Origin of the sequence: Oscillatoria sp. FACHB-1407, assembly GCF_014697545.1 — a bacterium.
Taxonomy (GTDB): domain Bacteria; phylum Cyanobacteriota; class Cyanobacteriia; order Elainellales; family Elainellaceae; genus FACHB-1407.
The window spans coordinates 143530-168070 of the sequence record NZ_JACJSA010000006.1; the positions used below are offsets into that span (position 1 = coordinate 143530).

A 24541-nucleotide genomic window follows, 5' to 3' on the forward strand; every position below is an offset into this window, starting at 1 on the left:
TGACGAATGACTAATACACAATCTGAAACTCCAGCCGTTGGCATCATTATGGGCAGTGACTCTGATTTGCCAACCATGCAAGGGGCGATCGCGATTTGTGAGCAGTTTCAAGTGCCTCACGAGGTGGCGATCGTCTCGGCTCACCGCACTCCTGACCGCATGGTTGAATATGCCAAGCAAGCGCATGAGCGTGGGTTAAAAGTGATCATTGCCGGAGCCGGAGGAGCCGCCCACCTGCCGGGAATGGTAGCAGCGTTGACTCCACTACCGGTGATTGGGGTTCCTGTGCCCAGTCGCCATCTCCAGGGGGTTGACTCGCTCTATTCCATCGTGCAAATGCCTGCCGGAATTCCTGTAGCTACTGTGGCGATCGGCAATGCCCAAAACGCTGGGTTGCTGGCAGTGCAAATTCTCGCGACTCACCACCCAGACCTGTTAAAACAGGTGCAAGCCTATCGCCAGAGTCTGACTGACATGGTGATGCAAAAACAGGCAACGCTAGAGGAAGTGGGGTATCAACGGTATTTGAAGAAGGAAGATTGAAGATTGAAGAAGGAAGATTGAAGAAAGAAAAATGAAGTCTGCGGCTCGACTGAGTTTCGCCGCGTGTCCTTGGTGAAATACCGAGACTAACGTGAATTCATTCGCCGGAATCTTAAACCGACCTGACGCGAGATTAAGTGTTTCATCTCCCGATTTTCTGTTTGCCCTCAATCCGGCACAAAAACTGAGATTGCTTTGGGTATGACTCGAAAGTAAGCGGGGGTTCGGGAACTGACTTCTCCATCGGTGTCGATCAGACGTGGTTTGGTGGTGTAGATCTCAATTTCCTGGCCCTGTAAAACGCGGATGCGCTGACCTGTAGCGTATTCTCCTCGCATCAACGTTGGAATCAGCGCGATCGCCTGCCACCAGTGCTGTACTTCCAGGCTACACAGATCGAGCCGCTCATCGTCGATCGCCGCATCCGCAGCGACGGTTAGACCGCTGCCATAATACCGTCCATTACACACCGTAATTTGAAAGGTTTTGACCCACACCGACTGATCATTACAGCGAATCTCAGCGGTAAATCTGCGATAGCGGGAGATGACTCGCAGAGCCGTCATGGCGTAGGCAAACACTCCCCAACGCCGCTTCACATTATCCTCGACTTGTTGATTAATGTCGGCACTAATGCCCATCCCCGCAACGTTTAAGAAGTACTTGCCGTTGACACATCCCAAATCGATCAGTTGAGTCTTTCCCTGAACGATCGCCCGACAAGCCATTTCGAGGGATTGCGGTAGTTTGAGGGTGCGGGCAAGGTTGTTTGCAGTTCCAAGGGGAATCACCCCCAGTGGCAGTTGAGTCGCTAACAAACCCGCGATCGCCGCATTCATCGTGCCATCTCCGCCGCCAATAATCACCCGATCGACTCGATCACGGTATGTCTGAATCAGGTCTGATATCTTGGCTGGGTCGGCGATCGGGACATCTATAAACTCCATATCGAACGCTTTTAGCCATTCAATGACCTGTAGGCGAGTTTGTTCACCACGACGAGCGTAGGGATTGATCAGGAGCAGTGCGCGTTGGGTCACGGGTGGGGAGTGGGAATAGGGAACAGGGAGTGGGGAGTAGGGAGTGGGAGTGGGAGTGGAGAGTAGGGAGTGGGGTGCATTAGCGTTAGCGTAACGCACCGTTTCACAATCAATATTTTGGTGTTGATCCTGAGGAGTCGTCAAAGGTTGAGAACACTCTTTTAGCGCTTGTCTGCTTCTGCCTTTTGCACGTTGTCCCCTTTCTCCCTTCAAAGTATTTCTAGCAAACACAGCCTTGGTGTCCTTTTTTGCTAGAGTGGCAGTCGTTGCTGACGATGCTGCCTATTCCGGAGTCTCAACCTATGCCTCTGAATCGAATCTCAACCTTTTTTGAAAAACGGACTCGCGTTGCAATGATCACTGTTGGAGCAGCGATCGCCCTAGCAGCAGGGGGTTTAGCGTCGTATTGGGTGGTGACTCAACGGCGTCCGGCGATCGCCAGTTTGCCAGTAGGGTCTGATCTGGTACCGCAGGATGCGTTGATGACCGTGTCCTTTTCGACCGACACAGAGCAATGGCGAGAATTGCGCCAGTTTGGTACGCCCGAAACTCAAGAGCAACTGGATGAGCGGTTAGCGGAGTGGCGCGATCGCCTGCTCACAGATTATGGCTATCGCTATGACCGCGATGTACAGCCCTGGATTGGCGAAGAGGCAACGCTGGCAGTGTTGACGAATCTATCGGAAGCCCCCGAAACACCAGATCCGATTGAGCAGAATGCTCAAACATTGGTGCTGATTTTGCCGATTGACGATGTGGTGCAGGCGCAAGCTGTCTTGTCAGAGGCTCAGGACAGTGCTGAACGCTCCTGGACGGTGCGTGATTACAACGGGGCACAGATTCGCGAGACGGAGGTGGACGGGCGTAACTTAAGTGTAACGGTCGTTGATAACCGCTTTTTGGTGATCAGTGAGGATGGGGCAGCGATCGAGCGAATGATTGATACCCATCGCGGCGGCGAGTCGGTGGCAGATACACCGGGTTATCGGCAGGCGATCGCTGATGTAGCCGCAACAGACCCATTCTTGCGGGTGTATGTGAATGCTCCAGTGGCACGGGAGGTTGTTACCACCAACACGATTCAGCCCATTCCCACGCAGGGGTTTAGCCCCCTTAAGAACAATCAAGGTATTGCTGCCACTGTGACGCTGGAGGAGGACACAATTCAGATTCAGGGAGCCGGATGGCTGCCTCAGGATAGCGAACAACGATATCAGGTCAACAATACGGCGACTAATATGCCTACCCTGCTGCCCGAAGAAACGTTGATGATGATGTCAGGGGCAAACTTACAGCAGTTTTGGCAGCAGTTTAGCCAGGGTCCGGTGGCTGACCCTAAAAGCTTAAGCAACCCGGCAATCCTGCGAGACGCCATTCAAAGCACTACTGGGCTGGATCTCGATCAAGATTTGTTGGCGTGGATGGATGGCGAGTTTAGTTTGGCATTGATTGCTGACCCTGCTCCAAGCAGTACTGTGCGGACGGCAGGGGTGGTGTTTATGGTCAAAGCCAGCGATCGCACTCAAGCTGACGCTGCCCTAAAACGACTCGATGACGTCATGGGCGATCGCTATCAGTTTGAGGTCAAGGAAACCAACCTCAAGGGGGAATCTGTGGTGCAGTGGGTATCTCCATTTGCCTCGCTCACCGTTACACGCGGTTGGATGAGTTCAGATGTGGCATTTCTGGCGATCGGAGCACCCGTCGCCGAAACCATCTTGCCCAAGCCCAACACCAGCCTGAGCCAAAATTCCCTGTTTCAATCAGTGACACAGAGCGATCGCAACACTAGCAGTGGCTACTTCTTCCTGAATCTGGAGCAACTCCTGGGCACGAGTGGATCACTGCCCATTCCAAACCTGCCTGAGAATGGAGAAGCCTATGCTAAAGCCATTCGGGCGATTGGAGTTAAGGCAGCAATTCAACGTGAAACCAGTACTCGCTTTGATATTTCAGTGCTGATGCGTAAAACGGAGAACGCTCGCCCACTTCCTTCGCCGGAAGAATAAGAAGTCTCTCCTCCTCTACTCCCCACTTCCCACCCCCTCACTTGTGGATTGTGAACGGTCAACCTTAGGGGTTAGACTGTCCAGAATCGAGATGTCTTCTCTAGATTCTGTTCATTCATCGGTGTATTAACCCCCCATGGTCAACTGGCACGACACAATGTATCCCAAACGTATTTTGCTCACGGGTGCCAGTGGTTGCATTGGTCATTACATTGCTGATGGGCTGATTCACAATACTCCCCATGAGTTGTTTTTGCTGGTTCGTAATCCTCAAAAGCTTCAGTTTGATTATGAAGCCCGTCCCGGCATCACGATTCTTCAGGGTGATCTGCGGCAGATTGAACGTTATAGCCGTCTGTTAAAAACAATGGACAGTGCCATTTTGACGGCAACAGCATGGGGAGGCACTCAGGAGGTATTTGATGTCAATGTGGTCAAGACGATTCGCCTGATGAATCTGCTCGACCCCGATGTGTGCCAACAGGTAATTTATTTTTCTACAGCGAGTATTTTGGGGCGGGATAATCAACCTCTACGGCAAGCGGGCGAACTTGGCACTGATTACATTCGCTCAAAATATATGTGTCATCAGCAGTTGTCAAAACTGGCGATCGCCCCCCGCATTACGACCCTGTTTCCGACCCTAGTCTTTGGCGGCGACAGCAATAAGCCTTACTCTCATCTATCGGCAGGGATTCCTGAGATTGTCAAATGGCGAAAGTTGGCTCGCTTCTTAAGGGCAGAGGGTAGTTTTCACTTTATGCACGGCTATGACATTGCTCAGGTTGTCTTGCATCTGCTAGAGCATCCCCCTGGACCTGATGACTCGCGTGAACTCATTCTCGGAAATCCTCCCCTGACAGTTAATCAAGCCGTTAGAGAACTGTGTGCCTACTTCAAAACGCGGGTCTATTTTGGGATTCCCCTGACCAAGCAACTGACAGAACTTTTAATCAATGTGTTTCGCATTCAGGTTGCCGCATGGGATCGGTTTTGTTTGCAATATCGCCACTTTACGTATCAAAATCCCATTAGCCCTGCTACTTATGGGTTGACGCCCTACTGTGCCACGCTGACTGAGCTATTTCAGGTGAGTGGAGTGAATTTGCCACAGCGAACCAAAGGCAGGAAGTAAGCAAGGAAAGGAATGATGAAGGGGAAGGGGAAAGAGGATTGTATTTTTTGGGGCGATCGTCTCGGTCGTGCAATACCTTAAAAAGGATACGCGGGCAAGATGCCCGCACTGACACAAAATTTTGAACATATCCTCCCCACTCCCTACTCCCTACTCCCTACTCCCCATTCCCTACACCTTCTACCCCATTTAGCAACGCTATTTATCCTTCATCGTTTATCCTTTTTTCCTCCCCACACCCCACCCCATTTAGCAACGCTCTGTCGAAAGATGTTAGTCATTGAAAGTTGGTGCTATAGAAGTAAGGGCTAAAAAACCGTAAACAATACTCTGGGGGAATGGCGTGTTGAAACCCTTACGATCTGGTTGGCTTGGCTTCCAACGTCACTTTCACGTTTGCCCCATTTGCTGCATTTTGCCACCTCACATCACTGAATCAATTGCCAGACACGGCAATGAAAGACAACGGGATTGGGCATTTCAAACTTTGATTACTTCGGAACAATTTCGCGGGCGACGGCAGGCAGTTGGCACATTGACTTTCGCGGTGCCTGCCGGAGAAAAGCGACGCACGGTGTTTAACGCTCGAAATGAGTTTGACCTGCCGGGGACGTTAGTTCGAGGAGAGGGTGATCCAGCGACCGGAGATGCAGCGGTTGATGAGGCATACGACGGTGCGGGAGCCACTTATGATTTGTACGCCGAGGTGTTTGAACGCAATTCCATTGACGATCGCGGCTTACGACTCGACTCTACAGTGCATTACGGGGTTGATTATGCCAACGCCTTTTGGGATGGTAGCCAGATGGTGTATGGCGATGGCGATGGGGAGTTATTTGAGCGATTTACCAGGGCGATCGATGTGATTGGTCATGAGTTGACCCATGGCGTGATTCAGTACGAAGCGAATTTGATTTATTACGGTGAACCCGGTGCGTTAAATGAGTCATTTGCCGATGTGTTTGGCAGTCTGGTAAAGCAGCGATCGCTCAATCAAACGGCAGAAGAAGCCGATTGGATCATTGGCGCAGGACTGTTTACACCGAATGTGCAGGGGGTAGGCATTCGCTCGATGAAAGAACCGGGCACGGCGTACAACGACCCCGTCTTAGGGCAAGACCCCCAACCGGGTCATGTAGATGACCTCTATCGCGGCACAGCAGATAATGGCGGGGTTCATATCAACTCCGGGATTCCCAATCGAGCGTTTTATCTGGCAGCGGTGGCGATCGGCGGTTATGCCTGGGAAAAAGCAGGACGCATCTGGTACATCACCTTGCGCGATCGCCTGCGGTCACGAGCCAACTTCAGACGAGCCGCAACAGCGACGATCACCGTGGCAGGTGAGTTATATGGTGCAGACAGCCCAGAGCAGCAAGCGGTTCGCACGGCATGGGAACAGGTTGGTGTACTCCGGAGTGTTAGTCGGTGAGTTGCAGTCGCCGTTTGTTCTTACGCTCTAGTGGCATGATGCTATGGTCATCTGTAGGGCAGGTCTTGACCTCATTGGACGATGCGAAATGGTTTCCGCGACAGGATCATCAGCAGGAGAGTACACCCATGCAGATATCTATGGAGCGCAGCGGTGGGTTTACGGGCATTCCACTCGTGGTAACTGTAGACACGGTAACCCTATCTCCGGCTGAGGCGGAACACCTGCGCCAACTGGTCAATGCTGCTGATTTCTTTAGACTGCCAGAGGCGATCGCTGATACTCCCCAACCCGATCGCTTCCATTACCAGATCACGGTGCAGGATAATGGTCAACACCATACGGTATCGGTCAGCGAGTCAGCCATGCCTGCTGGCTTGCGTCCCCTGGTGCAGTGGTTGACCGCTGCTGCTCGTCGTCGTTAAGGATGGTCTAACGGGTGATCTGATGTACAATCCTGCTCTTGCCCCTGTCTTGGATTGGTTAGCGGTGTTTGGCTATCTGGCGATCGCCCTGATTGTCACCTGGCGTGTCATCAACACCACCAAGTCTGACTAAGAAAGATTAAGAAAACTACTGCTTTTGGTAGAACTACCCCAATAGGGGTGTATGACTCGCCCCTTTGCCGCTTAAACTCGAATTAGTGCTTCCCTCTTGTCCGCCCGCTCCCCGACTGGCGACGGTTTCAGTCTGGGTATCACCTCATTTGTTTCTTGTGGGTACATTTTATGGACACCGCCCAAGACCCATCCAGCTTGGCTAATAGTTATTTCCGCAAAGCCGACCACATGCGCTGGCATCGTGCGCTGAGTAAACAACACATCTTGCGATCGCAGCTTGGTTTTCACAATGATGTCACAGCGTCTCGACCTAAACCCTGCCAGGGATGTGTTCATTATCATGGCATTGCCTACGGTTACAGCAAAGCCAATCGTACGGTTTTAGTATGTGGCTACCATCCCTATGGTTGGCAGGGCGATGCATGTCCCGATTGGACGGATCTGCAATAGTCTTTTAGTGATTCCAATGATTGAGGAATCCCCATGACTCCAATACCACTGCCAACCCTTTAATGGGAGAATGGAGCGGTATTCAACCTGGGAAGAAGGAATCTGAGACATGCTGAAGCGACTTGCAGCAGTGCTTTTAATTGTGCTGAGTTTGAGCTTGCAGGGCTGTGTTTCAGTCGCCGCAAGTTTGGCAAGCTACGCCAACAATATCAATGGGTATCAGTTCTTGTATCCAAACGGATGGGTGCAGGTCAACGTTTCAGATGGTCCTGATGTCGTGTTTCACGACCTGATCGAGATGACCGAAAATGTCAGCGTTGTGATCAACCCCGTGCCCGATGGCAAAACACTGCAAGATTTGGGTAGCCCCAGCGAAGTGGGATACCGTCTCTCCAAAAATGCGATCGCCCCTCCTGATTCCGGTCGTCAAGCTGAGTTGATCAGTGCTGAGTCGCGAGATGTGGATGGCATCACCTACTATCTGCTGGAATACGCGGTTAAGTTAGCCAACAGCCAGGAACGCCACAATTACGCCAGCGTTGCTGTGCGCCGGGGGCAGCTCTTCACCTTAAATCTCTCCACCAGTGAGCGACGGTGGGCAAAGAAAGAACCCGTCTTCCGCTCGGTTGTGCAATCTTTCTCGGTCTACTAATCCAGATTCATGATTCTTTCCGCTCTCATCTACATCGTTGCCGTTTTAGGAGCAAACTACACAGCAACCTGGTTTATCCACTTTCCAGTGTTTGGGCAGGTTGCTGTCGGCACCTTTATCTTTGGACTCACCTTTACCCAGCGCGATCGCCTCCATGCCTATGGTCGGCGTTGGGTCTATGGCACGATTGCTGTCGCGGCGATCGCCAATGTTCTCATGAGTGCCTATCTAGAAGTACCCTTTCGCATCATTCTGGCAAGTTTCACCGCCATTTTGATTTCCGAAGGGGTAGACACCGAGATTTATCAGCACCTCTTGCAAAAACGCTGGTTGTTTCGAGTCGCTACCTCAAATGCGGTTAGCATTCCCCTTGACACGATGTTATTTGGGGTGATCGCCTTTTTGGGCGTGCTCTCGACCCGGGAAATCCTCTCGCTGTTTGTTGGTGAGATTATTGTCAAATACGCGATCGGTATTATCAGTGCTCTGTGGAAGGCGCGAGAAACAACCCCTGCCACCGAGACATCTAGCGATAATCCGTAAGTGCAGTCTGATACAAAACGCCGACGGCGGGTTTGAGAAATTTGAATCAATCCCTATCCAGCAGCGACCTATGGTGTTCCACAAAACGACGGATACCTTCCAGCAGGGAACTAAGACCCTGCCGGGGCATTACTACACCTCAGAGGCCATCTTTGCTGAGGAAGTCGAGCGGATCTTTTACCGTCGCTGGGTTTGTGTTGGTCGGGCTGAAGAATTGCCAGAACCGGGAGACTACATCACCCGACAAGTGGGCACCGAAAGCCTGATTCTCGTGCGAAACCGTTACGGAGCCATCCAGGCTTTCTACAACCTCTGTCGCCATCGGGGAGTGCGCCTCTGTAGCGATGCAACGGGACATGTCGCTGGCACGATTCGCTGCCCCTATCATGCCTGGGGCTACGCCTTAACCGGGGAATTGGTTGCAGCCCCGTTCATGAGCGAGGTGGAGGGGTTTGATGCGGAGGATTACGCTCTCAAAGCTGTGGCGATCGCCACCTGGGAGGGGTTTCTATTTGTCAACCTATCTGACTATCCAGAACCCTTTGAGCAAGCGTTTGCTCCCCTGCTCAATCGCTTCTCTCAATGGCAGATTCCCACTCTGCGGCGGGGCTACCGCATCGACTATCCCCTGCACGCCAACTGGAAAATCCTGGTGCAAAACTACTCCGAGTGTTATCACTGCCCTACCGTTCACCCGGCTCTCGTCAAGATGTCGCCTGCCAGTAGCAGTGCCAATGATCTCTACAAGGGGGCATTTCTTGGGGGGCCCATGGCGATCGCCCCTACTTACACCAGTCTCAGCACCAGCGGCAGGCGTACCCTTCCTGTAGTGGGTGAGGTGGCGGGCGATGACCTGCAACGCGCCTACTATTACTTCATCTTTCCGAATCTATTGCTCAGCTTGCAGCCCGATTTCGTCATGGCTCACCGTCTGGAACCCCAGTCTCCTGACCGGACAACGATTATTTGCGAATGGCTGTTTACCCCGGACGCGATCGCCCAACCAGACTTTGACCCCAGCGACATCGTCCACTTTTGGGACACCGTAAATCGCGAAGATTGGCAACTCTGTGAGTCAATGCAGTTGGGGGTTCGCTCTCGCGCTTACGTCCCCGGTCACTACTCGCCACAAGAGAGTTTACTGCCAGAGATTGACCGAGAAGTGTTAAAAGCACTGGGACATTTAGATGATACTGATTTACCCTTGATACACTAGTAGCATTAGGAGAGCTACGGGGCGATCGCCCCCAACTGTCCTACTTGTCCTGCGGTTGTCATTCTCCATTGGCGTTCATGACTTTAGCAAACCTGGATATTATCAGCATTCCTCAACCTTTAGCCTCGTTTTTGCCTTCGATCCCTCTAGATGGCTTGCTTTCAACTCAGGGCATCATGGTGATGCTGCTGGTTGCCTACGCGGGGGCAATGTGGATGTTTCTCACCAGTGCTCCCAAGGTTCACACTGTGATGGTGTCTGACCTTGAGATTGCTAGAGATTTCTATGAAGGGATGCTCGACCTGCCCGTAGCCGATGTGCCGTTGCACTATTACTACGATTACGAGCAAACCCTGGGCACGGTTGGGGCTGACCCGCTCTACATGTCATCCGCCAACTTTGGACGCGCCACGGCTCAACGCTCGAATGCGTCGGATGGGCTGTGGTATCAACTCAAGAAAAACACTCAACTGCACGTTATTTCAGGGGCGAGCCTGGGAGACAAAAACCGTCAACGCCATGTTTGCTTTGATCACGACTGCCTGGAACAGGTGTTGATGCGGGTTCAAACTCGTGGTGTCAGACACAAAATTCGCCGCAACAAACCCCTCAATTTTCTGGTAAAAGACTTTGACGGTCGCGTTATTGAAATGGCTGAAGTCGATAGCTAACTGCAAATCTCTGATTGAAAAACCCCCCATGGCTTGAGCCATCGGGGGTTTTTAAGTGGCTTAGGGCTTACGCACTTGACGCCTAAAACTTTGATTCCCCCTAGCTTCCCTTAGAAGGGAGCATTTCGGAAGCCCTTTCTAAGAGAGTTTGGGGGATCTAACTAACGTGAATTCGGGATAAGGATTTTGGCGGTTGAAACCGCTGCTATCGGAGCAAAACCGACCTGCGTCGGTTCGTCAAATCCTGCATTTTCCGGAGTCCGCGTCGGCGGACTTTGTTCTAGTAGCCGCGAATTCATTCGCCGGACTCTTAAACCGACGTTAACTGCGTAAGTCCTGTGGCTATACCTGATGACCACTAGTGTTGCGAACACAAAGTTCTGCAATGTAAGGGGGTTTGGGGGCTTCGCCCCCAAGAAGGGGTGGAACCCCTTCACCCCTTTCAAAACTTATTTTTGCTGTACTAGTGATGACTACTGGCGAACGCGATAGCTACTAACGATCGCCTCTGCATCAGGTTGGTAATCTTGATAGGCTTTGTTGATGCCAAACAAGTTCAGAATAAAGATGTTGTCGCCTCGTTGTTCGACAAAACTAACAGCATCCAGTTCATTGCCCTGCTGATCAGTACCAACCCAATCAACCCGAACGCTGCCGTCGGGTTGTTCTTCAGAGCCTTGCCAGGTGACTTGCTCCAACCGCTTTTCGTATTCTGTTTTTAGGGCTTCCTCAAGTTGAGTGTTGTTGAGTTGATTACCCTGAGCCGAGCCAAAGTCTACCGAGCCACCAAAGCCCTGATCCCCAGATACAAAGGCAACGCCGCTGCCAGTGTCCTGATGGGTGTAGCCTTCAGGGAAGGAAATTTCAAATAAGCCATCCTTTTCGCGGTAGGTTTCAGCTGTTTCAGCGGCAGCAGGAGCCTCAGGGGATGCCTCAGGAGATGCTTCAGCGGCGGGGCTAGGAGATGCCGCGATCGATGCTTCAGGAGCCGGAGAAGCTGGAGAAGCTGCCGTTGTCGGAGTAGGGGGTTTTTCGGCAGTCTGACTACCACAGGCGGAAATGGTTAAGGTCGCAATCAGAAGAAGCGACGTTAGAAGAGATGATTTTTTCATTAGCAGGTTCTTGTGAACGCTTTAATTGAAGGTGTAGAGAAGCGATTGCAATTAGGATGCCCCAAAAATCACTACATCGATCTATGCAATCGTTACGTAAACAATCCGCAGAGTTTTTGTAGAAATTTGCTCAAACCTGTCAGGTTTCGCCGAAGCCGTAAAAAACCAACAAATCCCGAACAAGAGATGCCAAAATGATGAAGGTGATTTGTTAAGCAATTGTATTATTCCGTGACTTCTCAACCATCCCTGCCCCTGCGTCAACCCAATCGTGCCTCCAGGATTCAAGGCATTTTGGCTGATAGTTTGACTGTTTTTTGGGGAGATTGGCTCGACCTGCGAGTTCGCATTCTTCAAGTGGCTGCCTCCGGTTTAGTGTCCCCGCTGATTTATATTCTGGCATTTGGCTTAGGGTTGGGCAGTGCCCTGGATGCTGTTGCTCAACCTGCTGCGGGTGAGAATTACTTGCAGTTCATCTTACCGGGGATGGTGGCTCTGTCCTCCATGACGATCAGCTTTGGGGGCACCACATTTTCCATTTGTGGAGAGCGGCTCTACACCAAAACCTTTGAGGAGATTTTGCTGCTGCCCGTTCACCCCCTGGCACTGTTTTTGGGCAAGATGTTGGCGGGTGTGGTGCGGGGGTTGATGACCTCTGCCTCGGTTATTTTAGTGGCGGTGTTATTTACGGGTCAATTTTGGAGCTTTTTGAATCCGCTCTTTCTACTGATCCTGGTATTGAACTGCTCGGTGTTTGCCGGATTGGGTGTGATTGTGGGGCTGAATGTCAAATCGCTAGAAGGGGTTGGGTTGCTCAACAACTTTTTGATTGTGCCGATGTCATTTTTAGGCGCAACCTTTTTTGATCCCCAAACCTTACCGCTCGTGCTCAAGGGAATTGTCTACATCCTGCCGCTTACCTACAGCAGTTTAGGGCTACGGGCAGCTGCCTATCTACCCGTCTCTCAATTTCCCTGGTACAGCATTCCTATCTTGTTGACGATCGCGATCGCCCTTTCTGCGGTAGGTGCCTATCAGTTTGCTCACCAGCAGGATTAGGTATATGGTCAGTGGGTAATGGTTAATGGTCAATGGTCAATGGTCAATGGTCAATGGTCAATGGTTAATGGTCAATGGTTAGGGGTCAAGAGTTAATAGTTAATGGTCAATAGTTGATGGTCTGTAGTTCAACATTGTGGGGCGTGACAATTAAATATCTGATGTAATGACGATTGACGATTGACGATTAACGACTGACGATTGACGATTAACCACTGACGATTGACGATTAACGACTGACGATTAACCACTGACGACTGACGATTGACCACCGACAATCATCAATTGACCATTACCCGCTATCCTTCTCTTTTCTCTCTTCGTTCTTCATTCTTCTCTTTTCGTTCTTCATTTTTCTTTCCTCCTATGTCGTCTGACGAATTGCGTGCTGCTCGCCTCGAAAAAGTAAATCAACTTAAGCAACTGGGCTTCAATCCCTACGCCTACAAATGGGATGTGACTCACCATGCAGCGGAGTTGCAAGAAAAGTATGCTGACCTCGCCAATGGGGAAGAGGTTGAGATTGAAGTGGCGATCGCCGGACGGGTTATGAATCGCCGCGTGTTTGGCAAACTGGCTTTCTTTACGCTGCAAGATGAAACTGGGGTGATTCAGCTCTATCTGGATAAGAAAAAAATCCAGGAAAGCATGGCGGAGACTGATTCCGATGCCTTTGAGCATCTGAAGCAACTCACCGATGCGGGTGATATTTTAGGGGTCAAGGGGTCGATTCGCCGTACGGAAAAGGGCGAACTGTCAGTCTACGTGGCTGAATACGCCGTGCTGACTAAGTCGTTGTTGCCGCTGCCCGACAAGTGGCATGGCTTGACAGATGTAGAGAAACGCTATCGGCAACGATATGTCGATTTAATCGTCAACCCAGAAGTACGGGAAACCTTCCGGCGACGAGCACTGATCACAGCAGCGATTCGCCGTTACCTGAATCAGCAGGGCTTTATTGAGATTGAAACTCCCGTGTTGATGACAGAAGCAGGGGGAGCAGAGGCGCGTCCCTTTATCACTTATCACAACACGTTGGAGATGGAGCTATATCTGCGGATTGCCACCGAGCTTCACCTGAAACGGTTGATTGTGGGCGGCTTTGAGAAAGTGTTTGAAATGGGACGGATCTTCCGGAATGAGGGGATCTCAACTCGCCATAACCCTGAATTCACCACGATTGAGCTATATCAAGCCTATGCTGATTATGACGACATGATGGCATTAACCGAAGCCATTATTGTCTATGCGGCTCAAGAGGTGTTGGGGACACTCAAGATTACCTATCAGGGGCAGGATGTGGATCTCACCCCACCCTGGCGACGGGTGACGATGCACGACTTGGTACAGGAAAAGACTGGGATTGACTTCACTCAATTTGATACGGTAAATGCGGCTAAAGCAGCGGCGGCAACCGCAGGCATTGATGCGAAGGACTGCGAAAGTGTAGGGCATGTGCTGAACGAAGCCTTTGAACAAAAGGTTGAGGAAACGCTGATTCAGCCGACGTTTGTGATCGATTACCCGGTTGAAATTTCACCGCTAGCCAAGCCCCACCGCAGTAAGCCCGGATTGGTGGAGCGATTTGAGCTGTTTATGGTGGGACGTGAAACCGCCAATAGCTTCTCGGAGTTGACCGACCCCATTGACCAGCGAGAACGCTTCGAGTTGCAAGCGGCGCGTAAGGCAGCAGGTGATTTAGAAGCTCCGGGAGTCGATGAGGACTTCTTAACGGCTCTGGAATATGGGATGCCGCCCACTGGAGGGATGGGCATGGGAATCGATCGCCTCGTGATGCTGTTGACGGATTCTGCCAGCATCCGCGATGTGATTGCCTTCCCGTTGCTTAAACCCGAAGTTTAATCGGGACAATCTGCCAACGGCGATGTCCCAGCCGTAATGTGTAGCGATCGCCCCAACCTCGCGCTAGGATTCCAGTGGAGTTGTGGGGCGTGTCTATGTTTGAGAATTTTTTTGTTGCACACCCGTCCTCGGATCTGCAAATTGACCCGATTCGCCCCCGCAAAGGCATGATTATCGGGGCAGGTCAGGTGGGGATGGCGTGTGCTTACTCGATGCTGATTCAGAACACGCTGGACGAGATGGTGTTGGTGGATGTCGCCAAAGATAAGCTCGAAGGCGAAGTGATGGATCTGGTGCATGGCTTGCCGTTTGTTGAGCCGACTGCTGTGAGAGGAGGGGCGATCGCCGATGGAGCGGGAGCCGATATCGTGGTTGTCACCGCTGGAGTTGGGCAAAAACCGGGAGAAAGTCGCTTGAGTCTGGTGCAGCGCAACGTCGAGTTGCTCAAAAAGTTGATCCCTGAGATTGTGCAGCATTGCCCAAACGCCATCCTATTGATGGTCAGCAATCCGGTAGACATTCTCACCTATGCGGCATTGAAGCTATCCAACCTGCCCTCGTCACGGGTGATCGGGTCGGGCACCGTGTTGGACACAGCCCGGTTTCGCTATCTGCTGGCGCAGAAATTGCAGATTGACCCCCGCAGTTTGCACGCCTATGTGATTGGCGAGCATGGCGACAGTGAAGTACCTGTCTGGAGTCGTTTGAATGTGGCGGGCACTCCCCTGTATGAGGCAGCTACAGAGGAGAATCCAGATGCAGACCAGGCTGCCCTGCAAGAGGTGTTTGTGCAGGTTAAAAACGCTGCCTATGAGATTATTCAACGGAAGGGCTACACCAGCTACGCGATCGGGTTGGCGGTGACGCAGATTGTGCAAGCCATCCTCCGCAATCAGAATCGCGTATTGACGGTGAGCAGTTTGATGAATGGTGTGAATGGCTTGCAGGATGTCTGTTTGAGCTTACCGTCGGTGGTCAATCGTCAGGGGGTGACGCGCGTGTTGAAAACGAGTTTGAGCGATCGCGAACACGCTCAGTTGCAGCAGTCAGCGCAGACGTTGAAACAGGTGATTGAGCAGCTTGATCTGTGAGGGAGTGGGGAGTGGGGAGTAGGGAGTGGGGTGTTACTGAACCCTCAGCACTTGGCACTTAGCACTTGGCACTTAGCACTTAGCACCATTGACCACTAACTCCCACCATCAGTTAACTGCAACTCCCTTCCCTCTTCCTTCTTCCTTCTTCTTTTTTCCTTCTTCTCCCTTCTCTCATCCCTCAACTCAGAGTCCAAAATGCTATAGTCAACTCAATTGCTGTAAAGCGATTTCTCAATTGCAAGACATATCACTATGAGACGTAGACCAAAAGCACCTCCCCGATCGCCTTCAAGACCTCCTCTAGATCGGGATGTAGAGCGTCCCTCTAACGGTGGAGGGCGATCGCCCCTAAGTTCGGCATTTAATTATGTCAACATTGCCATTATTGCGGCCGTGTTTATTTTGGGCATTGGTATTGGGATTGCTTTTAGTTCAACGGCTAGCTTTAGCCCTGAGAATGTGGCATCCCGTGAGGTGATTGACCGCAGTGCCCCTAACCCTGAGTTGTGTCAGCAGTTTGGAGCCAGTGCGATCACGATGGATATGCGGGCGTTTGTCACCTTGAACCCGTTTAGTGTGTATGTGTCTCAACCACGGATGGAACCGGGTTGCGTCCTGCGGAATACGAACTGGGCGGTGTTGGAGCGTAAGAACCTGATTAACCAGCAACAAGTGAACCAGTGTCGGCAACGGATGAATACGTTTGCGTTTACGGGAGATATTGAGGTGGGTACGGGCAATCCGAAGGTAGATTGTGTGTACCAGAATGATGCGGCTCAAAACCTGTTCTTGAATCAACCTGGGTTTGGTGCGTCTCCTCCTGAAACCGATCGCTTCTAAGGTCGAGTTAGTTTGGCTAACAATCTAAGATTTTGAATTCAGAAAGGCGAAGTTGATTCGCCTTTTTTGTTGTTTAATGGTCTCCTGCGATCGCCCCTATCAATGACAAACACGCGATCGCCCTCATCCATGAAGATCTCCGACTTTTTCAAAAAGTCGGAGATCTGTTTGCTCTTAGCTAATATCTGCGGTTGTTCACTCAACAGGTAAATCGCGTAGGTAATAGAAGCGATCGCGCCCATCATTGCCTTTTCTTCGCCCTAAATAGCCTGTAAGAGGAGAGGACAGTTCAACCAAAATCTCACTTAGTTCTTCTCGATTTAAGGACTGAGGTGGATTGTCAAAACCATAAACTGCATGAAGTTGGTCAAGATCCACATCGTCATAATGCGAGTTATCTAGGAGACGTTTCACAAGTTGAACAACATGAGATCTTAGTTTCGCTGCTTGGATACTTCGCTCAATAAACTTTTCGACCTCATCATCGGCTTGACCACCGACGAGACAGGCTTTGAGCTTGAATAGGTCAATCGGGTAGTCGTGATGAAGCTTAACGAGTTTTTCAAGGGTTGAAGGGTTGATGATTGCCATACCGTGTTTTTTAGCTGCTTCTTTTAATTGTTCGGTGGGTTCACCAGGGCCGATGATTACTTTTGCAGATTTGTTGAAAGTTTCTTTGTCTTCAAGACGGATTGTTCCAAGATTTAAGAGTTGAACAGCTGTATCGTTTGGAATCTTTCTACCTGCTTTACATTCACCAACTAAAGAGTAAGGCTTTGAACAGAATAAATCTAACCCTCCTGCACCACCTTTGTGGGATTCATCAACAGTAAAGCCCAAAAATATAAGACTGTCGCGCACTATATTTTCAAAATCTGTTCCTGCTTGATAGCTACTTTTACCAGTATCTTGCTCCTTACTACGATTACCTAAATCTGTAATAGTTCCAATCCAAGCCAATTCTGAATTTATTTTCTTATGTGAATCAGCAAAGCCTAAAAATGACTTAATGTCATCTTCTAATTCTTTAGCTGATGGATAAGAGTGACCCATTTTAGAGAGTTCTTCCTGTAAATTCTCTAATTCAGGATATGGAGATGGTTTAAGCTCAAGAATTTTTTGCTTGCATTGAGCAAAGGTTTTCTCATCTAAAACGGGTGAGATCCTAGTTACAGAAATAGGATTTTGCATAATAGCAAACTGTCCTTTCTGTTTAAGTAAAACCTCAACTATTGGCTGTAGTTTATAGACACGTAAATGAACTAGAAATATTCGCTGTTGTTGAGATAACAGTGCTTTCAAAGCTTCTACAGTCCAAACGGTCATTTTGGACAGAGTTGATAGTGAAGCAGTATTGTCAATAATTTGGCAAGATTCACATTCTGCCCATGCGTGAACTGTTTTCTTTGGTGTACTTAGATCTATACTTACAGACTTATCTGAAGCAATCAAACTTGAATGATACCAATCTTTAATTGATAAATTTACATCAACTTCTGATGGACATAAAGCAAATGTTCGTCCAGCTTTAATAAACATCTTGGAGCTACAGACTATTGTTCTCCCTTCAATAAGAGCATTAATTTCAATTGAAGGTAGACTGAGAGCAGTTGAAATTAGAACTGAATTATCCTGCAATATCACCTTGTTGTTCCTTTAGTTGCCTCTCTAAGAGATACTTAGCTCGAACTAGCTGAATTTCGTCATAGGTATAGCTGTCACTCAAATGTTCGCGGATACTCCTCAAAGAAGAGATATTACTAGTTTTTTCGATCGCCTTTCTAATTTGAACTTGTCGCCTTACGGGTACTAATAAATCTAGATTAATTGCCTGATTCATTTCAATCATTTCGACAAAATGGCGAGTGATTGTACTACGACTAAGGCGACGTTTTTGAGCAATCCTTCCAAGAGTTGAACCTTGCTGATGTAACTCAAATGTAGCGAGTTGAGTTTTAGATAGCTGAGATAAATCTGGCTTTGTATCTTCCGGAGTAGCAACTGTTTGTTCTACTAAATCAGCGACATCCTCGGAAGAAGTTTCAGAAGAGGGTTCAGATACAGCTTCTAAAGTTTTGATTACGGCATCTTCATCAGTTGCTTCATCAGGAATTTGCCCTGAGGGATCGCTAAGAATCTCTCGAATCAGTGGGTTATCGAGAATAAGACGATTTTGATCAATAAATTGATAGAACTGCTCTTCCTTAAAGCCATAATTTTCTAGTTCTCTAGAAATAGTCCTTAATGCAATTAAAGGTCTAACTTCTTCTTCCTTTAAAAGAATCCACTCACCACCCATCTCCTTAAGAAGTTTTTGAAGCTCTTTATAGGCATCCCAATTCTCATCAATTGTTTTTGAACGTATTAAACAACCACGAGTGATATTGAATGTTTGGTACTGCGTGAGACGTCTTAAACCTGCACTCACTGTTTTGCCATGAGCATCTTGCAACACAGAAACTCCAATCTTGACATCCTGGTTGTTCTCCTTACCAAGAACCTTAAACTTGATAAATCCCTTATTTTCAGATTTAGGTACTACTTCCTTATCTAAATCCTCAATAGTTACATTTTCCAGAGTTTGGTTCTTTAGGTAGCTGAATGCAAAGGTAAGTGCATTTGTAATCTTTTCGTTGTCTTCGAGAAAATCTTCAATGCTCTCTTCAGTTTCTTGGTAAATTCGCTCGATTTTCTCTCCTACGTCAATACTTGTTCCAAAATTATCTGCACACCAACGTAGGACTTCTCTAATCGTTGCTCCTGAACCAATCTCTTTGAGGTGCTTCTCATCAAACGGATAAACTTTATGGGGAGGAGTCAAACCATACCTAGCATAAAAATCTTCCAACCAGCCAGACACTAACTCAATTGTCTCCTCAGACTTCAGAGTATTTAGTTCAATAGTTTCTTGAGCAATACGATCTTCAACAGCATTAGCTCCAGAAAGAGTTCTTACCTCAGTAGTGAAAGTACTTTGGTACATTGAGGTAACAATTAGTCCTTTCTTTAAGTTGTTGTATAAATCCTTCGCCAGATTAGCAACTATCTGTGCTCTTGTATAACCTGCGTTATAACAATCATCTTCATCACCAAACTCTGCTCCATCTAGCTCATCAAAGCAGATTACTGGAGTCATATAGTGACCCACTAAATTTAAAGTTTCGTATGCATTGTCAAACGCTGAAACTTCCTTGTCCTCACGAGTAGAGTTAGGCAAATTCATCACTTCAGCCTGAGCTTGTGTTAGTTCTCTTCCGGCTAACCAATTAATTGCAAAAGGAGCATGGGTTGGTGAAAGAGTCCATACAAGAGCTTGAATAATATTAGGATCGCTAACATCCACTTTAAGCAAAATCTTCTCAGTAAGTTGGTTTGTAATTTTAGGGTTTTTAGCTAAAATTCTGTGAAATTGGTTGACCAATTGTTGAGGAGTAAAATCTTTTTGTAGAGCTTGTTTTACTAATGCAGTGGCAATCTCCTGACACTGCATCACGCCATAAGCTCCTCGTTTTCTTAAACTGGCTGCTAACCCTTGTAAAAACTGTTGTTTAATATGGCTGAGATTTCCATATTCACACATATAGACAAACAATCCACCTCCTTGTTCTTGTACATGATGACGGATTCGACTTAAAACATGGCTTTTCCCAATACCTTTAGGTGCAAGGAGAGCTACTCCAAAGGTTGAAAGATTACCAGACTTCATCTTTTCTATGATTTCAATTATTCTGTTAGACGCATGAGCGTGTAATAACGGAACGTCAGGAAACTCTTCTCCCCAAACTTGTTGAGACTTTACAACCAATCGTCCATCAAATGGATTATTGCTTTTGATTATTTCGTTGATTTCCTCTAGGGAAGACTGCACAGACATAGATACCTCTAGGTTGAAAGTTTAGGGAGAAAGATGAAGGAAGTTAGGTTATGCACTCATCCGTTTAGCATAACAACGTAACTTTCCTAACTTTGTTGTAATTGAATCTTCGATCTTGTCTGGAGCACTGTCTTCAATACTCCCCTCTAATAACTGAAAAACATCATTAGTTTGTAGTTCTAACATCCATTCATTGAAATTAGAGCGAGAAACCCGATCGCCAATTTCACGACGAATCCGATAGATAGGCACTAGATTGTCTAGGTTGTAATCTTTGTTCAAGCGATTATAGGTTTCCAGTGCAACTGTCTTAAACGCTTCATAAGACTCGATCGCCCCAGATGCTTTCTTGCCGTTGCCATTCGTTTCAGCTTTGCCGAGGGTTCCATCCATTTCGCGTATCCACTTTAAGAGTGCATTTGCTGTTTTCGCTCCAACATTTGAGGCAAAAGTAAATTCAGCGTTACTCAAGTTCTTCCCTAATAAGTTGGCTCCCTGATCCGTCAAAGAAACTGTGGCTTTAGTCGTGGCGATCGCCCCATCCTTCTCTAACTGATCCAACAGAGGCTTGTAATCACTGCTTTTTTGTCCTTTTGGAACAATTCGCTTTGTCAGATCTCCTTGCTTTACCTCCCTGCCAACGCCTCCCAGATCCCAGAGGGCAAGCAAAACACGAGTTGTATTGCTCAATTGAGTTGGACTGGTCTTTGTTTTGGTGGTTGCCATAATGAATTGCTCAAATAAGGAATAAGGCTTAACGTAATTTCCTTTAGGAGAGTACCCACAGATTTCGACAGAATCTCAGATGTCTCTGTGGAATTACTAACAGTTTTTATGTGCACCCTTACTTAGTTATGCAACCTAAAATCCTTATAGAACAAGGCTTTACAAATAATTGATACTTGCTGTGACTCACTTTTTCAAAACTTCGTAAACCTCTTCATTTTTAGTTGAAATACATCAATAGTTTTTGATGCAAATTCTTGGTATTTCACCCTATATACTCTTGCAGAATTACAACTGGTGATTGAGAAAACTCTATAGATGCAACTACACTTCTTGTGTGTTCTGGCAGTCCGCACATAGCCCGCAATTGATTTGCGATGGTTGTTATAAGCAGTGCAAAATCTGAGCTTCAAGGGAAGCCTTGCCGTGAGCCTCAGTTACAAGCCAACCTCCAAACGCAAACTGGCAAAATTTGAACCGTTATAGATTCGGCTCCTTCACATATAAGCTTTGTTTAAGCAAAAGCTAGAAAGATATAAGCATTAGCTGCAATCATTCAAACGAGAGTAACTCACGTTCAAACAAGTATAAGTTTCGTTTAAGCAAAAGCTAGAAAGATATAAGCATTAGCTGCAATCGTTCAAACGAGAGTAACTCTCGTTCAAACAAGTATAAGTTTCGTTTAAGCAAAAGCTAGAAAGATATAAGCATTAGCTGCAATCGTTCAAACGAAAGTAACTCTCGTTCAAACTTACCTAACGTTTATTGCAATTTTTGCAATCATCGGTTCAACTAACCTATCTCAACACAGATATAGCTTTGGTCAGAAAGCTTAAGGCAAAGACAATGGTTCAAACCCTGATGCTGGGGAAGCTGCCTGACTCGCCTCCGCCACATTGAATGTGGCTACGGCTAGAGAAACACCATCTGATTTTTATCTGATCTCAGTAATAATTACTAAACTTTGAGAGCAGTTATTAAGATGGCTTCAAAACTTGCTAGTTTTTCCTCAGGTCAGTCTCTAAATTCTCTGGATAGAGTGTTTTTGTAAACCCAATTCAGGGATCTACTGAGTCATGCCAAGACGTAAAAGAAACTCTGCGCCATTACAACGGACTAAACGTCGCCTTGAGAGTATTTTGTCCATTCATCCCAATCTTGATTTAGGCGGTGGACTTACGACTGAAGCTTACGCTGCTACCATCAACGATCTGGAAATCAAGCTAGCGGCTTACAACACCGCGCTTTCTGCGATTGACAAACTCGCTGATGATGTCAAAGCGGCCGAGCAAACCGCGACAGAAATGTCAGAAAAAATGCTGCTCGGCATTGGCAGTCGCTACGGCAAAACTAGCCAGGAATATGAAATGGCAGGAGGGGCACGCCGCCGCAGCAGACGCCGCTCTATCAGACATACGGCAACGACTGCGACAACAACTAATGCTGTATCAACACCCTCAACCAACGGTTTCGCTGCCAGTGGTTTCACGTCGAATGGCACCTCTGTAACTGCATCTTATGGTTAAAAATGTGGATTGGATAACCTGAAGATTTGTAAGCTCTGTAGGGACATGGCATGCCATGTCCCTACTTAGTAAATTGAACTTTAATAAATTTGCAGCCCTCTAAGTTGATGGAGTGAATTAAGGCTGAGTGGTCGGATCTCGACTATGCTCACCCCTGCTATAACGGAAGTTTGAGCATTGAGCGAAGTCGAAATGCGTTTTACAAGCCGTTATGTCTCTTAGAAATTTTTAACCACAGGACTTATGCAGTTAGATCTCTCAAACCCCATTAGAAAAGGGGCTTCCGGAATTTCCCCCTCTCAAGGGGCTAGGGGGGATCAAAGTTTTAGGCTTCAAGTGCGTAAGTTCTAAATCATTTGAAAATCTTGTGAAGCCCTAGTAAAAATACCGAACTATTTCAAACCCCATGTTAGTCTCTATACAAATTACATCTTTAACAGCAGTATCAAGATTTAACGCGATTCAATCTAACATTTGGGGTGATTAAAGATGGCAACGACAAGTCAAATGAACAATAGTTTGAGGTCGGCGCGTAACATAGGCAATTTGACAAATAGCCGTCGAATCCAAAGAAGTTTACTAAGTCCATCTGACTCTCAAGATTACTTTCGATTTAATGTCTCTAGTCAAAGCAATTTGACGCTTTCCCTAACGAATTTAAGGGCAAATGCAGATGTTTTTTTATTGGATTCAAGGGGTCGCCTGATAAAGGCTTCTACTAAAGGTGGAACACGCTCTGAACTGATCCAAACCATCTTAAATGCAGACACTTATTTTGTCAGAATCCTTCGTCGTAGTGGAACAACCCGCTATACACTTCAACTTAACTCTGCGGTTCTTGCTCCAAGCCCTAACCCAAATCCTACGCCAAGTCCTAGTCCTACACAGAATCCTACGCCAAGCCCAAGCCCAAGCCCAACATCAGCTTCTCAGAGAACGCAGGAATGGATTAGACAAATTCCTACAGATAACCCTGCTGCGGCAACGGCTGCTTTTAACTACTCGGGTGGGTTAGCCATTGACTCGTTTGGTAATACCTTTGTCAGCGGTTACTCTAACAGCCCGATCGCTGGAGGAAACCAAGCTGGTTTCGATGATGCCTGGTTCGCGAAGTATGACAATACCGGAAATCAACAATGGATTAGGCGTATTGCAACTAATACTAACGATTACATTCGAGGATTAAGCACAGATCCTGCTGGCAATATTTACCTGGCTGGATTGACGCTGCACAGTAGTTCTACAGGATCAGCTGGTTTTATCGCTAAATACGACACCAATGGTAATCAACTTTGGATTGATAACTCGTTGAGATCAAATACTCTAGGTGATATTCCTGAGGTCAGCGATATCGCGATCGATCGCTCTGGTAACTTATATATTACAGGAGTGACCGCTGGCTCTTTAGGAGGTACAAATCCTAGGAATTTTACGTTTGATGCTTGGGTAGCTAAATACGACAGCAATGGCAGCCGTCTTTGGATTCGTCAACTTGGTACGGCTGAATCTGAATCATCAACTAGTATTGCCGTAGATAGTTTGGGTAATGCTTATATTGGCGGCACAACGTCTGGCGTTCTAGGTACGTCCAACGCAGGTGGTTCAGGAGATGCCTGGTTTGCCAAATATGACACAAACGGCAGTTTGCAGTGGGTTCGCCAATTTGGAACTTCTGGAATTGGTAATGAAGCAGTCAGCGGTATTACTGTTGATAGTTCAGACAATGTTTATTTAACTGGCGATACGGCAGGTGCTCCTGGGCAACTCTGGGCTGAGAACAAACCATGGCTAGTTAAATACAATGCCAATGGTGATCGCTTGTGGTCTACTCAGTTTGGAACCTTTCTCACTGATTCTTCTGATATAGCTGTTGATGGAGGCAACAATATCTATACAGTAGGTAGAACTCAAAATGCTTTTGGTTCTTCGTCTGGTGGTTGGAATGCTTACTTTGCCAAGTTTGACAGCAATGGCGTTAATCAATGGGGCGAGATTTTAAGCACATCCTCAGAGGATCGGACAAGTGCTATAGCCCTTGATAGCTCGAACAACATTTATATGTCTGGTATCACAGGTGGTTCACTTGGTAGAACGAATCCACGTGAACCCGTTTGGGATGTTTGGGTTGCTAAGTACCGTCAGTAACGACTACGCCAAAATCTGCGTTGATGCGAGCCTTCCCGTAGGATAATTTGA

23 protein-coding genes are annotated in these 24541 nt (G+C 47.8%); 16 read left to right on the forward strand and 7 right to left on the reverse strand.

Annotated features, from left to right (window positions below; genetic code table 11):
- The first annotated feature begins 6 nt into the window (after positions 1-6).
- Positions 7-543: a 5-(carboxyamino)imidazole ribonucleotide mutase gene (gene purE, locus H6G89_RS12080; RefSeq protein WP_190506437.1), complete on the forward strand. Its 537-nt coding sequence runs from the start codon at positions 7-9 to the stop codon at positions 541-543.
- Between the two features lie 167 nt (positions 544-710).
- On the opposite strand, the gene H6G89_RS12085 is transcribed toward purE, so the two are convergent.
- Entirely contained in the window at positions 711-1727 is a 1017-nt protein-coding gene (locus H6G89_RS12085; RefSeq protein WP_255519404.1) for a lipid kinase, read from the reverse strand.
- Positions 1728-1885: 158 nt separating this feature from the next.
- On the opposite strand from H6G89_RS12085, the gene H6G89_RS12090 reads away from it, so the two are divergent.
- The 9 genes from H6G89_RS12090 (at position 1886) to H6G89_RS12130 (ending at position 10251) form a co-directional block, all read left to right on the forward strand.
- Positions 1886-3592 (forward strand): DUF3352 domain-containing protein, encoded by a 1707-nt coding sequence (locus tag H6G89_RS12090; RefSeq protein WP_190506438.1) that lies wholly within the window; start codon positions 1886-1888, stop codon positions 3590-3592.
- Between the two features lie 136 nt (positions 3593-3728).
- Positions 3729-4727: an NAD-dependent epimerase/dehydratase family protein gene (locus tag H6G89_RS12095; protein ID WP_375539690.1), complete on the forward strand. Its 999-nt coding sequence runs from the start codon at positions 3729-3731 to the stop codon at positions 4725-4727.
- A 343-nt stretch (positions 4728-5070) separates the two neighbouring features.
- On the forward strand, positions 5071-6159 hold the full coding sequence (locus H6G89_RS12100; RefSeq protein WP_190506440.1) for a M4 family metallopeptidase: 1089 nt from the start codon (positions 5071-5073) through the stop codon (positions 6157-6159).
- Positions 6160-6194: 35 nt separating this feature from the next.
- Positions 6195-6584, forward strand: a complete 390-nt coding sequence (locus tag H6G89_RS12105; RefSeq protein WP_242059917.1) for a protealysin inhibitor emfourin — start codon at positions 6195-6197, stop codon at positions 6582-6584.
- 303 nt (positions 6585-6887) lie between these two features.
- On the forward strand, positions 6888-7169 hold the full coding sequence (locus H6G89_RS12110) for a hypothetical protein (RefSeq protein WP_199336681.1): 282 nt from the start codon (positions 6888-6890) through the stop codon (positions 7167-7169).
- 109 nt (positions 7170-7278) lie between these two features.
- Positions 7279-7821 carry a photosystem II reaction center PsbP gene (gene psbP / locus H6G89_RS12115; RefSeq protein ID WP_190506442.1) on the forward strand — a complete coding sequence of 181 codons (543 nt, stop codon included), beginning with the start codon at positions 7279-7281 and terminating at the stop codon, positions 7819-7821.
- A 9-nt stretch (positions 7822-7830) separates the two neighbouring features.
- Positions 7831-8364, forward strand: coding sequence for a VUT family protein (locus tag H6G89_RS12120; protein ID WP_190506445.1), 534 nt, complete (start codon positions 7831-7833; stop codon positions 8362-8364).
- Positions 8365-8434: 70 nt separating this feature from the next.
- Positions 8435-9580, forward strand: coding sequence for an aromatic ring-hydroxylating oxygenase subunit alpha (locus tag H6G89_RS12125; protein ID WP_190506447.1), 1146 nt, complete (start codon positions 8435-8437; stop codon positions 9578-9580).
- Between the two features lie 77 nt (positions 9581-9657).
- Complete coding sequence (locus H6G89_RS12130) at positions 9658-10251, forward strand: glyoxalase-like domain protein (protein ID WP_190506450.1); 594 nt, start codon at positions 9658-9660, stop codon at positions 10249-10251.
- Between the two features lie 161 nt (positions 10252-10412).
- Here the strand turns inward: H6G89_RS12130 and H6G89_RS12135 are convergent, their stop codons facing one another.
- A complete protein-coding gene (locus H6G89_RS12135) occupies positions 10413-10550 on the reverse strand; it encodes a hypothetical protein (protein ID WP_190506452.1) in 138 nt (45 codons plus the stop codon).
- A gap of 174 nt (positions 10551-10724) precedes the next feature.
- On the reverse strand, positions 10725-11363 hold the full coding sequence (locus tag H6G89_RS12140) for a hypothetical protein (RefSeq protein WP_190506454.1): 639 nt from the start codon (positions 11361-11363) through the stop codon (positions 10725-10727).
- 231 nt (positions 11364-11594) lie between these two features.
- Here H6G89_RS12140 and H6G89_RS12145 point away from each other — a divergent pair, with 231 nt between their 5' ends.
- The gene (locus H6G89_RS12145; protein WP_190506456.1) at positions 11595-12422 is read left to right on the forward strand and encodes an ABC transporter permease; all 828 of its coding nucleotides are present in this window, start codon (positions 11595-11597) and stop codon (positions 12420-12422) included.
- Positions 12423-12550: 128 nt separating this feature from the next.
- Here H6G89_RS12145 and H6G89_RS12150 read toward each other — a convergent pair whose 3' ends face one another.
- Positions 12551-12694, reverse strand: a complete 144-nt coding sequence (locus H6G89_RS12150) for a hypothetical protein (RefSeq protein WP_190506458.1) — start codon at positions 12692-12694, stop codon at positions 12551-12553.
- 94 nt (positions 12695-12788) lie between these two features.
- On the opposite strand from H6G89_RS12150, the gene lysS reads away from it, so the two are divergent.
- The 3 genes from lysS (at position 12789) to H6G89_RS12165 (ending at position 16219) form a co-directional block, all read left to right on the forward strand.
- Positions 12789-14285, forward strand: coding sequence for a lysine--tRNA ligase (gene lysS, locus H6G89_RS12155; protein WP_190506460.1), 1497 nt, complete (start codon positions 12789-12791; stop codon positions 14283-14285).
- A 95-nt stretch (positions 14286-14380) separates the two neighbouring features.
- Entirely contained in the window at positions 14381-15376 is a 996-nt protein-coding gene (locus tag H6G89_RS12160; protein ID WP_190506462.1) for an L-lactate dehydrogenase, read from the forward strand.
- A gap of 255 nt (positions 15377-15631) precedes the next feature.
- Positions 15632-16219 (forward strand): DUF3172 domain-containing protein, encoded by a 588-nt coding sequence (locus H6G89_RS12165; protein WP_190506464.1) that lies wholly within the window; start codon positions 15632-15634, stop codon positions 16217-16219.
- 195 nt (positions 16220-16414) lie between these two features.
- Here H6G89_RS12165 and H6G89_RS12170 read toward each other — a convergent pair whose 3' ends face one another.
- The 3 genes from H6G89_RS12170 to H6G89_RS12180 are packed head-to-tail and all read right to left on the reverse strand — an operon-like array spanning position 16415 to position 20819.
- A complete protein-coding gene (locus H6G89_RS12170) occupies positions 16415-17863 on the reverse strand; it encodes a DUF1802 family protein (protein ID WP_309229812.1) in 1449 nt (482 codons plus the stop codon).
- Entirely contained in the window at positions 17847-20093 is a 2247-nt protein-coding gene (locus H6G89_RS12175; protein WP_190506466.1) for a helix-turn-helix domain-containing protein, read from the reverse strand. Before H6G89_RS12175 ends, H6G89_RS12170 begins: the two co-directional genes overlap by 17 nt.
- Before the next feature lie 48 nt (positions 20094-20141).
- Positions 20142-20819, reverse strand: a complete 678-nt coding sequence (locus H6G89_RS12180; protein WP_190506468.1) for a hypothetical protein — start codon at positions 20817-20819, stop codon at positions 20142-20144.
- A gap of 1076 nt (positions 20820-21895) precedes the next feature.
- Between H6G89_RS12180 and H6G89_RS12185 the strand changes: the two genes are divergently transcribed.
- Both H6G89_RS12185 and H6G89_RS12190 read left to right on the forward strand, forming a co-directional pair.
- The gene (locus H6G89_RS12185; RefSeq protein ID WP_190506470.1) at positions 21896-22345 is read left to right on the forward strand and encodes a hypothetical protein; all 450 of its coding nucleotides are present in this window, start codon (positions 21896-21898) and stop codon (positions 22343-22345) included.
- A gap of 489 nt (positions 22346-22834) precedes the next feature.
- Positions 22835-24490 (forward strand): SBBP repeat-containing protein, encoded by a 1656-nt coding sequence (locus H6G89_RS12190; protein ID WP_190506472.1) that lies wholly within the window; start codon positions 22835-22837, stop codon positions 24488-24490.
- Positions 24491-24541: the final 51 nt, after the last annotated feature.

What these genes read in the sequence shown, in the direction of transcription:
- purE (WP_190506437.1), top strand. Translation starts at nt 7, where the DNA reads ATGACTAATACACAATCTGAAACTCCAGCCGTTGGCATCATTATGGGC.
- H6G89_RS12090 (WP_190506438.1), top strand. Translation starts at nt 1,886, where the DNA reads ATGCCTCTGAATCGAATCTCAACCTTTTTTGAAAAACGGACTCGCGTT.
- H6G89_RS12095 (WP_375539690.1), top strand. Translation starts at nt 3,729, where the DNA reads ATGGTCAACTGGCACGACACAATGTATCCCAAACGTATTTTGCTCACG.
- H6G89_RS12105 (WP_242059917.1), top strand. Translation starts at nt 6,195, where the DNA reads ATGATGCTATGGTCATCTGTAGGGCAGGTCTTGACCTCATTGGACGAT.
- H6G89_RS12110 (WP_199336681.1), top strand. Translation starts at nt 6,888, where the DNA reads ATGGACACCGCCCAAGACCCATCCAGCTTGGCTAATAGTTATTTCCGC.
- psbP (WP_190506442.1), top strand. Translation starts at nt 7,279, where the DNA reads ATGCTGAAGCGACTTGCAGCAGTGCTTTTAATTGTGCTGAGTTTGAGC.
- H6G89_RS12120 (WP_190506445.1), top strand. Translation starts at nt 7,831, where the DNA reads ATGATTCTTTCCGCTCTCATCTACATCGTTGCCGTTTTAGGAGCAAAC.
- H6G89_RS12125 (WP_190506447.1), top strand. Translation starts at nt 8,435, where the DNA reads ATGGTGTTCCACAAAACGACGGATACCTTCCAGCAGGGAACTAAGACC.
- H6G89_RS12130 (WP_190506450.1), top strand. Translation starts at nt 9,658, where the DNA reads ATGACTTTAGCAAACCTGGATATTATCAGCATTCCTCAACCTTTAGCC.
- H6G89_RS12135 (WP_190506452.1), bottom strand. Translation starts at nt 10,550, where the DNA reads ATGAATTCGCGGCTACTAGAACAAAGTCCGCCGACGCGGACTCCGGAA.
- H6G89_RS12140 (WP_190506454.1), bottom strand. Translation starts at nt 11,363, where the DNA reads ATGAAAAAATCATCTCTTCTAACGTCGCTTCTTCTGATTGCGACCTTA.
- lysS (WP_190506460.1), top strand. Translation starts at nt 12,789, where the DNA reads ATGTCGTCTGACGAATTGCGTGCTGCTCGCCTCGAAAAAGTAAATCAA.
- H6G89_RS12160 (WP_190506462.1), top strand. Translation starts at nt 14,381, where the DNA reads ATGTTTGAGAATTTTTTTGTTGCACACCCGTCCTCGGATCTGCAAATT.
- H6G89_RS12165 (WP_190506464.1), top strand. Translation starts at nt 15,632, where the DNA reads ATGAGACGTAGACCAAAAGCACCTCCCCGATCGCCTTCAAGACCTCCT.
- H6G89_RS12175 (WP_190506466.1), bottom strand. Translation starts at nt 20,093, where the DNA reads ATGTCTGTGCAGTCTTCCCTAGAGGAAATCAACGAAATAATCAAAAGC.
- H6G89_RS12180 (WP_190506468.1), bottom strand. Translation starts at nt 20,819, where the DNA reads ATGGCAACCACCAAAACAAAGACCAGTCCAACTCAATTGAGCAATACA.
- H6G89_RS12185 (WP_190506470.1), top strand. Translation starts at nt 21,896, where the DNA reads ATGCCAAGACGTAAAAGAAACTCTGCGCCATTACAACGGACTAAACGT.
- H6G89_RS12190 (WP_190506472.1), top strand. Translation starts at nt 22,835, where the DNA reads ATGGCAACGACAAGTCAAATGAACAATAGTTTGAGGTCGGCGCGTAAC.